This is a genomic window from Sulfurimonas sp. (assembly GCF_016744025.1).
Lineage (GTDB): Bacteria > Campylobacterota > Campylobacteria > Campylobacterales > Sulfurimonadaceae > Sulfurimonas.
The window spans coordinates 29476-42589 of record NZ_JADGFC010000010.1; the positions used below are offsets into that span (position 1 = coordinate 29476).

Genomic DNA, 13114 nt, shown 5'->3' on the forward strand with positions numbered 1-13114 from the left:
ACTGAGAACATTTAGGTCATCAGATAAAGCTTTTGCAGCTCTTACCATATAAAGTTCTAAACCTCCCAAGTCAGGAGACATACAAAGTTCTATAATAGTTATTTTACTCATTATTTTCCACTACTTTAAATTTCATATTACTATATTCTTATTTTTTATCTTTATTATAAAGTTGCATCTGCATTTTTTAATACTGATTTTATATCATATATGACTTTTTTATCATTATTAATATCAAGAGATTTATACTCATCATGAGCTACAGCTAATATTATAGCCTCATAATCATCAAAATAATAATCTTCTTTTATTGCAATTGAGTATTCTTTCATTACAACATCTTTATCAACCCAATAGTCTGCTACATCTACCTTACAGCCAAATTCACTCATTTCTTTTATAATGTCTATTACTTTTGTATTTCTTACATCAGGACAATTTTCTTTGAATGCTAATCCTAGTATTAAAACTTTAGATTGGCTTATGTTAATTCCTTTTTTTATCATTAACTTAATAGTTTTATCTGCAACAAATTTTCCCATAGAATTGTTAATTTGTCTTGCCCCAAGAATAAGATTTGGTTTATATCCTAACTCTTGCGCTTTATAAGTTAAATAATAAGGATCAACACCTATACAATGCCCACCAACTAAACCTGGAGTTAATTTTATAAAGTTCCATTTAGTAGCTGCGGCTTCTATAACTTCTTTAGTATTTATTTCCATTGTATTAAAGATCATTGCAAGTTCATTAATTAATGCAATATTTACATCTCTTTGTGTATTTTCAATTACTTTACTAGCCTCAGCGACTTTAATAGAAGAAGCTAAAAATGTGCCAGCAGTTATTACTGATTTATAAAGATCATCCACCTTTTTCGCTATTTCAGGTGTACTTCCACTAGTTACTTTCAATATTTTAGTAACAGTATGTTCTTTATCACCAGGATTAATTCTTTCAGGAGAATAACCACAAAAAAAGTCTTTATTAAATTTCAGTTTACTTGCTTTTTCAAGTTCCGGAACACATACATCTTCAGTAACGCCAGGATAAACTGTAGATTCATATATTGCAATATCATTTTTTGAAAGTACATTTCCAACAAGCTGAGAAGATTTAATTAAAGGAGTTAAGTCTGGATGGTTATCCTTATCAATTGGAGTAGGAACAGTAATTATATATATATTTGAATCTTTGATATTATTTATATCTGTAGTATATTTTATATTATTTGTTACACGTTGGAGCTGTAGTTCATCTAACTCTAAAGTTCTATCAAAACCATTATTTAATTCTTTTATTCTACTTTCATCAATATCAAAACCCACAACATCATACTTATTATTTGCGAAAGCATGAGCTAAGGGAAGTCCAACATATCCCAACCCGATAATACATATTTTCTTCATTTATTTTCCTAGTCTTAAATTATTTTCTTGCATTTCTAAAATTAAAGCATATTTCATATAAGAGCTAAAAGCAGAAATAATTGCTACATTCCAGCCGTTAATGCCATGAAAAGCTCCACCTTTTAAAATGAGTGCTTTAAATAAAGCTCCAACTCCATGTATAAATGGGTCTAAAGCTGAGGCTCTTTTACCTTCTTCATAAGATATTTTTGCTCCACGAGTTATAAACTTATGAGTAGTTTTTATCATATGTGAGTAATCTTCATAAGAGTAATGAAGCATATCCGCTTTTAATGATTTTATATTAGTACTTTCTACTTTTGCATGTCCACCAACTGTAGAGTATCCACAAGCATCTCGATTATAAAGTCTAGTTACACGGTCAGGGTACCAAAGCTTTATAAAACTTTTACCAACAAATGTTTTTCGTGCGAATGAGAAAGCTTCGTAAGGCGTTGAATCAAGATCAATATTTTTTACAGCTTCTATCGCATTAAGATCTAGTCTCTCATCAGCATCTATACTTAAAACCCATTTATGCTTAGCTAATGGTGCTCCAAAAGCTTTTTGCCCACCATCACCAAGGTATTTTTGTCTAATGACTTTAGCACCCATAGATTCTGCTATTTCACAAGTCTTATCAGAACTAAGAGAATCTATTACTAAAACTTCGTCACAAATTCCCTGAACTGATTTAATGACTGCTTCAATATTTTTCTCTTCATTAAGTGTTATAATATTTGCCGTAATTTTCATAATAGTATTTTAGCACAGTAAACTTTCGATATAATTTTATCTTTAATTATTGGAGTTTATATGATTTATTTTTACTTATTGCTAACACTTTTATTTTTTTACCTTTTTCTACTTTCTTATAGAGTGAAAAAGTACAAGTACAACCAAAGAGATAATTATATTTACAATTTAAATAGAAATATTATCGATACGTTAGAAATTAAAAATAATTCTTTAACTTTAAGTAAAGATATTGAAGATTATGACTCTCTTTTTTTAAAAATAGAAATTTATAGAAATTTGTTATCTTATATTTTTAAGCCGTATATAGAAATTGAGGATATAAAGCACTACTTTGAGTACGGAGCAAAAGGAATTAGATATTTAAATATTTCCCATGTAAAGAGCAAAACACTAAAAGTAAATATTTATAATGTAAAAATTAAGAACAAAGGATTATCCTTATTTGGCTATAAAAATAGCATTGATTTATCCCAAAAAACTCTCATTTTGGCTCCTCATGCTGATGATGCAGAAATTGCAAGTTTTGGATTTTACAAAACAGCTAAAAATGTAACTATTGTAACAACAACTATTGGAGAAAATGGAGCATGCAATTATTGTAGTCTATATAGTAATGATAGAACGAAGAACTCTTTAAAAAAAGCCCAACTCAGAACAATGGACGCACTTAGCATAGGATTTCTAGGTAATGTAGATATAAGAAATTCTATAACACTTGGTTATTTTGGTGGCTCTCTAAAATCAATGTTTGAGACACCTAATAAAAAAGTTTGCTCACACATAAAGAACTTTACAAATATGAATTCCTTTAGAAATGTATCTCATTCAAATATAAAGCTCCCTCTGTATGTGGAGTCTACTTATGCTTCTATTTTAAATGATTTAAAAGAAATTTTAATACAAACAAAACCAAAAAATATAATAACACCTCACCCAACAATAGATAGCCACTCGGACCATAAATATACAACAAAGATACTAATACAAGCGTTAAAAGAGACTGATGTTTCTTGTAAGCTACTTTTATATACAAACCACCTTGAGCTTAGTGAAACTTACCCTATTGGCGAAATTCATTCAAGCATAAGTATACCACCAAATATAAAAGAATTTTACTTTGATTCTATATACTCTTTTGGGTTAGATAAAGAAACTCAAATAGATAAATTTTTTGCACTAGAAGCTTCTCATGATTTAAGGGATTCTTTAGTTTTCTTGTTCATAAAAAAAGCATACAAGCACTTAAGTAGAATGATAAGAAGAAAGCTTACTGCAAAAGAAAGAAATTATTATAAAAGAGCTATTAGAGCAAATGAATTGTTTTTTGTAGTTGAAAATAAAAATATTGATAAACTAATCTAAATATAACTTTTCATACCTTTTTACAATTGACTGAGAAGAAAACCTATTTATATATTTATCGAAGTCTAAAACTTTACTCTCCTCTATCACCTCACATATCTTATTAGCAAACTTTTCTTCTGAGAAATCAATCATATATTTTTCTAAATCGTCTAACATAATATCTTTTACACCACCTATTGACTTAGTTGTTATAACTTTGGTTTTGCAAGATAAGGCTTCAATAAGAACCATTCCAAAACCTTCTGCTTTAGATGTAGAAGTTAATATTTCTGCATTTTTTATCCATGGATATGGGTTTTCCAATATACCTAAAAGTTTTACATTTTTTTCTAAGTTTAGCTCAATAATCTTGCTCTTTACATTTTTCATATCATGACCATTACCAACTATTACCAGTGGCATTGTTAAAGATAAATAATTTTTAGCATATTTATAGCTTTCTAACAAAAAAGATATATTTTTATTTGGAGTAATTCTTCCAACACTAATAATATATGGTTTATTTATATCTGGTTTATAAGCATTAGATTTTTCTCGTATTAGTTCGATATCTATTGGGTTGTGAATTAATTCTACTGAGTTAGCGCTTACTCGAGTTTTACTTAGAACTTCTAAGACTTTTTCTTTAACCCCACTTGAGACACAGCCTAAATTTTTTCCATCATAAACACATTTTATATAAAAATTATCAAGTATCGAACCATGTCTAATAAATACACTTTCAACCATTTGAATAATTCTTTCATCTTTTATAGGCCAAATAAGTTCAAATGTACCGTGTCCTCGCATAATAATAAGATCAAATTTTCCGTGTACTTTTTCTAATTTATTTAATTTATATTTAAATATAGGTGCTAGTAATAATCCGTTATAAAAGAAGAATGAGCCTCTAAATATTCCACTTAATAGTTTTGCAAAAACACCTAATATTGCACCAATTATGGTTAGATTTAGTAGTTTACTAAGATTGAAATAATGGAAATGAACGCTTTGTTTGGGGGTAAGTACTCTATTTTTAGCTTTAAAATATATAAGATGAGATTCATATCCGGCATCTGCAAAAGCTTCTGACAAGTTAACAGCTACACGCTCCATACCACCTACTTTCAAACTTCTGACTACTACTGCTACTCTCATTCTCACCTCATCTAATAAAATGGTATAATAACATATCCAATATAAAGAGAACACTTTTGTCGCATAAACTTATTTTAAATCCTAAATTCAGTACTTTCAAAGACACTTTGTTAAATATTAAAGATATATTTAACTCTTCAGATGGGAGTATACATAAAGCAAGAAATGAGCTCAAAATAATTGAACTCAATGGAATCAAATGTGTAGTTAAATCATTTAAAATTCCTCATGTTGTAAATAGAGTTGCTTATTCATTATTTCGTGACGGTAAAGCAAAAAAATCATACTTAAATGCAATGAAACTTATGCAGTTAAAAGTAAATACTCCTGAGCCAATTGGTATCATAGAGTTCTATAGTACTGGTTTATTGAGTGAGAGTTATTTTATATCTATGCATGAGTCTTATGATATAACTATTCGTGAAGTTTTTCATCATAAAGTTGATAATCCTTCAGAAATTTTAAAACAATTTGTAAAATTTACATATGACATTCACCAAAAAGGTGTTTGGCATGTTGATTATTCTCTTGGGAATATATTAATAACTAAAAAAGAAGACAACTTATACAAATTTTCTTTAGTTGATATTAATAGAATGGAATTTAAAAATATAACGGCTCTTGATGGTTTAAAAAATTTTAATAAGTTCTGGGCAAAAGATGATAATGATTTAAATACTATTGCAAAAGAGTATGCTTCTCTTGCCAAAATAGATGAAAAAAAAGCAATAGAAATAGTAATAAATGAAGCTAAATCTCTAGAAGCTAAAGTTAATTTAAAGAGAAAATTAAAAGGAAAATAATATCTTTTTTATCTCTTTAAAAAGTTCTTCTTTTGCAATTTTTTCAGAAGGGATCATAAAGTTACTTTGAATCTTTTCATCTCCAATACTTTTCCACCTTTTTGAACTCGCAAAAAGTGTATCTGCAAAGAATGTCATAGTTGGAGTTCCAACAAGAGATGCAATATGATATGTACCAGTTGAAGTGCTCACAAAAAGATTAAAATTACTTATGAGTTTAGCAAAATAACGTATACTTTCTTGAGAAAAGTAAAAGACAACATTATAATACATAAATCTAGTTTGCATCTCTTCATAAAGTTCTTTTTCATCAGGTCCAAATGTTAATACTACTTGGTACTTATTTTCTGTTAAAACAGTATGTATAAGTTCTTCATACTCATCCAAGTTCCAGTTAGCATCTGATGAACCACCAAAACCTACATGAAAAGCTATAACTTTTTTTTCTATGTCATTATTGATGCAAAAAACATTATATATTTCCTTTGCATCTTCAAACGCTAAAAGTGGTTTTTCATACCCAAAATTTATATTAGAAAATAGAGTTTTAGTTAGTTCTAAATTATACTCAAACTCAGCCATTTTAACTTCACTACGTCTTTGCTTGACTCTATGAGTGTAAAAGATCTGTGCTATTTTTGTTGCAGGTGCAATTCTTTTTGGGATTCTTGCTAAAAACTGGGCAAAAGATATACGGGTATTTGAGAAAAGAGTTATCGAAGCATCAATATTTAAAGCACGAAGTCTTGAAGCGAAATCCCAAATACTTTCTCCACTATCAACTATAACCTCATCTATAAAATCACAAGACTCAGCTAGAGCTTTATTCAGTGGTGCCACACAAGCTATTATCCTGTTTTTTGGATCATGATGTTTAAGAACATACATTGTAGGGAGTGCAGTTATAAAATCACCTAGCTTATCTGTGCGACATATGAGAATAGTCAACTCTTATTTCACACCAATTTGAAAGTATTCAAACCCATATTCAGTCATTTTTTCTTTATCAAATTGATTTCTACCATCAAAGAAAATAGCATTTTTTAATAATTTTTTCATTTCATCAAAGTCAGGCGCTCTAAACTCTTGCCACTCTGTTACAAGGATTAATGCATCTGCATCTTTTAGTACTTCATATTTGCTATCTACATAAGAAACATTCTCATTACCTTTTAAATAGTGATTTTCAGCTTCATTTCTAGCTTTAGGGTCATAAGCAATAACTTTAGCTCCTCTAGATGTCAATTCATTAATAATTGTAATTGAGCTTGCTTCTCTCATATCATCCGTCTCAGGTTTAAAACTCAGTCCCCAAATTCCAAAAGTTTTTCCATCTAGATTTTCACCAAATCTAGTTATAACCTTATTACTCATTACGTATTTTTGATCAAGATTAACAGCTTCAACCGCATCTAACATTCTAGGGTTGTATCCAAAATCTTTTGCTGTTTTTGCAAGAGCTTGAACATCTTTTGGAAAACAACTGCCACCATATCCACAACCTGGATATATAAAACTGTAACCAATACGGCTATCACTACCGATACCATTTCTTACTTTATTAATATCAGCACCAACTCTTTCACATATTTGACTCATCTCATTCATAAAAGATATTTTAGTTGCAAGCATTGCATTTGCAGCATATTTTGTCATCTCTGCACTTTTAATATCCATTGCAATAAAACGATCATGGTGTTTCATAAATGGAGCATATAGCTCTCTCATTACGTCCATTGCTCTTTCGCTATCAGCCCCAATTACAACACGGTCAGGATGCAAGAAATCTTTTACCGCCGCACCCTCTTTTAAAAATTCTGGATTTGATACAACATCAAACTCTATATCTACTCCTCTGCGATCAAGCTCAGCTTGTATAGTAGCTTGAACTTTATCAGCAGTTCCAACAGGTACAGTTGACTTATCTACAACTACCATATAATCATCAATGGATTCACCAATTGTTTTTGCAACAGCTAAGACATATTTTAAATCTGCACTTCCATCTTCACCCATTGGAGTGCCAACTGCTATAAAAGCAATATTAGAGTTTTTAATTGCTTCATGAGAGTTAATTGTAAAATCAAGAGTTTTATTTTTGTAATTTTCTAAGGTCATATCTTCTAAGCCAGGCTCATAAATAGGGATGACACCTTGCTTTAATTCTTCTATTTTTTTAGCGTCTATATCTACACAAGTTACAGAGTTTCCCATCTGAGCGAAGCATACTCCGCTTACTAAACCTACATAACCCGTTCCAATAACTGATATTTTCATAAAATAATTCCTAAATTAAAATAATTTACAAATTTTACCTTAAAGTTGATGCCATTTTACTTACAAGTATTTAATTTACTAAAAATCAAAGATCCATTTATATTTTATTCATAGAATAAGGATATACTCCACCTTATGAAAAAACCTTTTATCTGGGATAAGTATTCCGACCAACCAGCACAACTTAAAGACAAACAGTACAAAAAACAAATGCGTAAAAAAGAGTTATTCTCATTGATTAAAACATTTTGTACAGCCCTTATAATTCTTCCTATATCAATTATAGCAATGCCATTTATAAAAAGAAAAAGAATAAATTCTGAAACTTTTTTTTCTATGGGTGTTGACTATCAAAGAGAACCTGAGCTTACCATTGAACTCTTAGAAGAATTAAATATAAAAAAAATTCTTCTTAGAATAAAACTTTGGGAGTTAGAAACGCTAGATGAATTAAAAAACTTTTTAATAAAAAATAAACACAGAAAAGTAATTCTTAAAATCCTTCAAGACAGAGAGCATATAGAGGATTTAGAACTTTTTAAAAAAGATTTGAGAGCTATTTTTAAAACACTTGATGGGCTTGTAGATATTTATGAGATAGGTTCAACTATTAATAGAGCCAAGTGGGGATTTTTTAGTGTTAATGAATATAATAAGTTTTATAAAACAGCTTATGATTTAAAAGAAATAGAATTTCAAAATAACAAACTTATTGGAAGTGGAGTTATTGATTTTGAATACCACTTTACGGCACATACCCTATTTAATTTCTTCAAATATAAGTATGATGGAATAGCCTCTTTACTCTATGTTGATAGAAGAGGCGCACCAGAAAATACACAAATGGGATTTTCACTTTCTGATAAAATTGCATATTTAAGCACTATGATTTGGATTAGTCCTAAGACTAAACAAGAGCTTTATATAACTGAAACAAATTGGCCTATTACTGGGACAGCACCATATGCACCTACTAGTGAGCATGAATGTATAAGTGAAAAATTATATTCTGACTTTATGCTTAGATACCATTTTTTAGCTTTTGCGTCTCAACAAGTAGATTCTGTTTCTTGGCATCAACTTATAGCTCCAGGATATGGACTAATTGACAATAGAAAGAAGATTACTAAGCGTTTGGGATTTCAAACATATAAATTTATGTTAAAGACATTACAAAATGCTCAATTTTTAAGACTTGATATTAAAAGAAACTACTATATACTTCAATGTCTAGTTAACAACAAACTTTTGCAAATACACTGGACTCTCCAGCCAAGTACTTTAAAAAATGAAGATTTTTTTGAAGTATACTCAAGTGATGGAACACTTATTAAAGATGAAACTTTAAAAATTGATTCTTCTCCTATATATATATATATCAAAGACGCGGTATAATTGCATTTATGAATAAAAAATATTTAAATGTAAAATTATACTTCTGGCTTCTATTTTTAGTTACTTCTATTATCTTTGTAACCTTTCCTCAGATAGATATAACTGTAGCTTCTCTCTTCTATGATGGTAAATCATTTCCACTTAATGGCTCATGGATTGAAAATATCCTCTACCATTCTGTAAAACCTCTTATTATCATCTTTGCATTATCAAGCATAATTATATTTATATATAACAATATAAAAAAGAAAAACATATTAGGTATAGATTCTAAAGCAATTATTTTTATACTATTAATTTTAACTATTGCTCCGGCACTTATTGTAAATACAACTTTAAAAGAAAACTGGGGGAGAGCAAGGCCAGCACAAACTATAAACTTTGGAGGAGATAAAGAATTTACTCCTGCTTTTATACCTAGCAATCAAGGTGGTTACTCTTTTTCATCAGGGCATACTGCTGCAGCATTTAGTCTTTTAGGTTTTGCCCTTTTAGCTAAAAGAAGAAAAAAACTTTTTATATCTCTTGTGATGATTTATGGAACATTAGTAAGTATAGCTAGAATGGCTTCTGGTGGACACTTTCTAAGTGATGTTGTAACATCATTTTTTATAGTTTTTATCTCTACATACATAATTTATAAATTAATATTTAAGAAGGAATCTACCTAGTGCAAAAGAATCAATTCACTCAAATATTAACATTACTTATTTTTAGTTTTATTATTTTAATGATAACAAGACTAACTTTATACAATTTTTACATAGAAGATTTTTCTAACCTTACCACATATGAATTTTATGCTTCTTTATTCATGGGTTTTCGTGTTGATATGATAACAATTTTTACATTTTCATCTATTTTTATTTTGGCTCTTCTTTTTATAAAAGAAGCTAAATTAAGAGCTAAGATTGCACTTATTTGGGCTGTAATTTTAAATATTATCTTTATCCTTTCCTTTAGTGATGTCCTCTATTATGATTATATTCATAGACATATTTCAAATGAAATATTTAATCTTGGTGATGACTTAGATATTATATTTGGGATGGCATTTGGTTCTATGTTACATTACACACTGAGTGCTATAATTATTAGTATTTTCTTCTTATACTCTGTATTTAAACTTTTCTCATCAGAATTAATAAATTTTATCTCTGGGAAAAAACTCTTTATTTTAACAATTATAACTATTTTAATTCTTTTTATCGGAATAAGAAACAACTTCGCCGGAAAAAGCTTTGGAAGTAGTGATGCATATGCTGTCAATAAAGTCAGTAGTGGAAACCTAGCATTAAATGGTTTTTTTACTATTTATAGAACTGCTAAAAAAACAGCAAAACATAACCTAATGGACTTTGATAAAGCTATTAATATAACACAAAATGCACTTAAAACTCCGAATGCTCCATTCACTGATAAAGGATATCCTCTTTTACGAACATATGCAAAAAAAGACAAAAAAAAATACAATGTTGTTATTGTATTACTAGAGTCTTTTGGAGCTGAGCATATAGATGGTTTTACAAAATATAAAGAGCTAAATGTTACCCCATATTTTAAACGTCTCAGCAATGAAGGCTTAAAATTCACAAACTTTTACTCTAATGGTTATCGATCAATTTTTGGTATAACATCTATATTTACTGGAGTTACTATACCAGCAGGAGCACAATATTTAGGAAAAGGGCTTGAACTATCTAAGTTAAGTTATCTTGGTAATGTTGCAAAAGAAAATGGGTATTCTACACTTTCAATGCAAGCTTCTAATAGACGTTCATATAGAGTAGATGCAGTTAGTGCACTATCAGGATTTGACGAATATTACGGTGCTCAAGATATGCCTAATGTAGAAGAAATAGATGAAGGAAGAGAGCCTCTTACAGGAACTTATGATTTTAATATGTTAGATTTTTATCACAAGAAGTTAAATAAGATGCAAGAGCCATTTTTAGGTTTTGCATTTACTGATTCTACTCATTCAGATTATCATCTGCCAAGTAAAAAATATGAAAGATATCCACATGATTTAAAAAACTACAACGGAGCACTCAATGCATATATATATGCTGATGACTCTATTCGTCGTTTTATGGAAGGTGTAAAAGATGAACCATGGTTTGATAGAACAATATTTATTTTCACATCTGATCATGGAAGTGGAAATGCATTAAATGAAATTGCTAGAAAATATCGCACTGATGATAAAGCACTTGCTTCAATAGAACACTTTAGAATTCCTCTTATTATCTATGGGCCTAAAATATTTAAAGCACAAGAGATTAAAACTCTTGGTGGACACAATGATATATTTCCTACTATAGTTGATATGTTAGGATGGAAAGCAAATATAACAACCATGGGAAGTTCATTATTTGATAAAGATATAAATGAAAGATTTGTTTATTTTTATGCTGGTAATCTTATAGGTTTAATTACTAATAATGGATACATCAAATACAATTTTAAAAATATTGTTGAAAAACTTGGAAATGAAGAAAATATTCAAAATATGAAAAATTTACTTTTTGGTGTTGATACAGCTGAAGCTTGGCTATTAGAAAAGAATAGGTGGAGTAATTGAAAATATTAGTCATACTACCAAACTGGCTCGGAGATGCAATAATGGCTACTCCTGCGATTGAACTTTTAGCATTACAGTACAAGGATGTTAAATTTACATTTGTCGGCAGTTATGCAAGTATTGAAACACTAAAATATCATCCTCTATGCCAAAGAGCAGTTGTAGATAATACAAAAGAGGCTTCAAATAGATATCTAGCTACATATAAACTAGCTAATGAATTAGGTACTTTTAATCTTGCTGTAAACTTTAGAAATCAGCTTCACTCATCTTTACTTTTGAGACTTACAAAAACTGTAGTTTGCATCTCAAGAGCCTCATGGCACTCTATGTTTTTGCTTTCTCATACTCCAAAAATTTCAACTTCACAGCACCTAGTAAAACAATATGCTCAATTAGCAATGATAGACGCAGACAATTGGGATGGTCATGTACCAGCTCTCGCCTTATATATACAAGCTCAGAAATTCAATAGAGCGACTTTAGGTATAAATGCAGGTGCTACATATGGAAGTGCAAAACGTTGGTATCCTGAAAGATTTGCTGCAGTTGCTAAAGAGTTCTCAGATAAATTTGATATTATCATTTTTGGTGGGCCTAATGAAGTAGAAATGGCAAATGAAATTGAAAATAATCTCAAAGAATCTGGCGTTAGAAACTACAAAAACTTAGCTGGAAAAACAAGTATACAAGAACTTTGTGCCCATATAGCTGGGTGCTCACTCTTTATTAGCAATGACAGTGGACCAATGCATGTCGCAGCTGCTTATCAAGTACCAACTATTGCTATATTTGGTCCTACCAAATATAAAGAAACATCTCAATGGATGAATAATAAAAGTACAATTATAAGACATGATATGGATTGTTCCCCTTGTATGAAAAGAGAATGTCCATTAACTCATCATAATTGCATGAAAAGTATTACATCAAATGAAGTTATTGAAGAAGTAAAAAAACTTGGACTCTAAAATATACGACTACATAATTATAGGAGCAGGTTCAGCTGGTTGTAGTACTGCTTATTTTTTAGCTAAAAGTGGCAAAAAAGTAGCTCTTGTAGATAGAGAAGGTATTGCTGGTGGAGCAAGTGGCGCTGCGGGAGCATTTCTTTCCCCTCTTCCTGGTAAAAAAAACAATTACAATACACTTGTAAATGAAGCTCTAAATTTTTCAATTGATTTTTATGAAAAACTAATTTCAAGTTCTGTTAATAAAAAAGGTGTCTTACGCGTTGCGAATGATAATTTTTCAAAGGAAAAATTAGAAAACAATGATATTGCATATGAATATTTTGATAATAAAGAACTTAATAATATATCAAAAAAATTTCAAAATATAGATGGCTACTTTTATAAAGATGCAGCTGTTATAGAGCCTCTAAG

Annotated in this window: 12 protein-coding genes; 7 read left to right on the forward strand and 5 right to left on the reverse strand. The window is 29.6% G+C overall.

What is annotated here, in order from left to right:
• Positions 1-164: 164 nt before the first annotated feature.
• The gene (locus tag QZZ48_RS03060; RefSeq protein ID WP_294961844.1) at positions 165-1409 is read right to left on the reverse strand and encodes a nucleotide sugar dehydrogenase; all 1245 of its coding nucleotides are present in this window, start codon (positions 1407-1409) and stop codon (positions 165-167) included.
• Entirely contained in the window at positions 1410-2165 is a 756-nt protein-coding gene (locus tag QZZ48_RS03065; protein ID WP_294961846.1) for a glycosyltransferase family 2 protein, read from the reverse strand. It lies immediately after the preceding gene.
• A gap of 60 nt (positions 2166-2225) precedes the next feature.
• Between QZZ48_RS03065 and QZZ48_RS03070 the strand changes: the two genes are divergently transcribed.
• Positions 2226-3530 (forward strand): PIG-L family deacetylase, encoded by a 1305-nt coding sequence (locus QZZ48_RS03070; RefSeq protein WP_294961848.1) that lies wholly within the window; start codon positions 2226-2228, stop codon positions 3528-3530.
• Here QZZ48_RS03070 and QZZ48_RS03075 read toward each other — a convergent pair.
• Positions 3522-4670, reverse strand: coding sequence for a glycosyltransferase (locus tag QZZ48_RS03075; RefSeq protein ID WP_294961850.1), 1149 nt, complete (start codon positions 4668-4670; stop codon positions 3522-3524). The two genes, QZZ48_RS03070 and QZZ48_RS03075, sit on opposite strands and share 9 nt — an antisense overlap.
• A 56-nt stretch (positions 4671-4726) precedes the next feature.
• Here QZZ48_RS03075 and QZZ48_RS03080 point away from each other — a divergent pair, with 56 nt between their 5' ends.
• Positions 4727-5473, forward strand: coding sequence for a hypothetical protein (locus QZZ48_RS03080; protein ID WP_294961852.1), 747 nt, complete (start codon positions 4727-4729; stop codon positions 5471-5473).
• Here the strand turns inward: QZZ48_RS03080 and QZZ48_RS03085 are convergent.
• Together QZZ48_RS03085 and QZZ48_RS03090 are read right to left on the reverse strand one after the other, a co-directional pair.
• On the reverse strand, positions 5459-6313 hold the full coding sequence (locus QZZ48_RS03085) for a glycosyltransferase family 9 protein (protein WP_294961854.1): 855 nt from the start codon (positions 6311-6313) through the stop codon (positions 5459-5461). The two genes, QZZ48_RS03080 and QZZ48_RS03085, sit on opposite strands and share 15 nt — an antisense overlap.
• 111 nt (positions 6314-6424) lie before the next feature.
• Positions 6425-7750, reverse strand: coding sequence for a UDP-glucose/GDP-mannose dehydrogenase family protein (locus QZZ48_RS03090; protein WP_294961856.1), 1326 nt, complete (start codon positions 7748-7750; stop codon positions 6425-6427).
• A 135-nt stretch (positions 7751-7885) separates the two neighbouring features.
• Between QZZ48_RS03090 and QZZ48_RS03095 the strand changes: the two genes are divergently transcribed.
• The 5 genes from QZZ48_RS03095 to QZZ48_RS03115 all read left to right on the forward strand — a co-directional run.
• Positions 7886-9145: a glycosyl hydrolase gene (locus tag QZZ48_RS03095; protein ID WP_294961858.1), complete on the forward strand. Its 1260-nt coding sequence runs from the start codon at positions 7886-7888 to the stop codon at positions 9143-9145.
• 8 nt (positions 9146-9153) lie between these two features.
• On the forward strand, positions 9154-9816 hold the full coding sequence (locus QZZ48_RS03100; protein WP_294961860.1) for a phosphatase PAP2 family protein: 663 nt from the start codon (positions 9154-9156) through the stop codon (positions 9814-9816).
• Entirely contained in the window at positions 9816-11729 is a 1914-nt protein-coding gene (locus QZZ48_RS03105) for an LTA synthase family protein (RefSeq protein WP_294961862.1), read from the forward strand. The genes QZZ48_RS03100 and QZZ48_RS03105 overlap by 1 nt, the downstream gene beginning before the upstream one ends.
• Positions 11726-12700 carry a lipopolysaccharide heptosyltransferase II gene (gene waaF / locus QZZ48_RS03110; protein WP_294961864.1) on the forward strand — a complete coding sequence of 325 codons (975 nt, stop codon included), beginning with the start codon at positions 11726-11728 and terminating at the stop codon, positions 12698-12700. Before QZZ48_RS03105 ends, waaF begins: the two co-directional genes overlap by 4 nt.
• Positions 12690-13114: FAD-dependent oxidoreductase (locus QZZ48_RS03115; protein WP_294961866.1), on the forward strand; the 425-nt coding region annotated here is incomplete at its 3' end. The genes waaF and QZZ48_RS03115, both read left to right, overlap by 11 nt.

Excerpts from the sequence above, each read along its gene's own strand:
- QZZ48_RS03060 (WP_294961844.1), bottom strand. The coding sequence starts at position 1,409 with ATGAAGAAAATATGTATTATCGGGTTGGGATATGTTGGACTTCCCTTA.
- QZZ48_RS03065 (WP_294961846.1), bottom strand. The coding sequence starts at position 2,165 with ATGAAAATTACGGCAAATATTATAACACTTAATGAAGAGAAAAATATT.
- QZZ48_RS03070 (WP_294961848.1), top strand. The coding sequence starts at position 2,226 with ATGATTTATTTTTACTTATTGCTAACACTTTTATTTTTTTACCTTTTT.
- QZZ48_RS03075 (WP_294961850.1), bottom strand. The coding sequence starts at position 4,670 with ATGAGAGTAGCAGTAGTAGTCAGAAGTTTGAAAGTAGGTGGTATGGAG.
- QZZ48_RS03090 (WP_294961856.1), bottom strand. The coding sequence starts at position 7,750 with ATGAAAATATCAGTTATTGGAACGGGTTATGTAGGTTTAGTAAGCGGA.
- QZZ48_RS03095 (WP_294961858.1), top strand. The coding sequence starts at position 7,886 with ATGAAAAAACCTTTTATCTGGGATAAGTATTCCGACCAACCAGCACAA.
- QZZ48_RS03100 (WP_294961860.1), top strand. The coding sequence starts at position 9,154 with ATGAATAAAAAATATTTAAATGTAAAATTATACTTCTGGCTTCTATTT.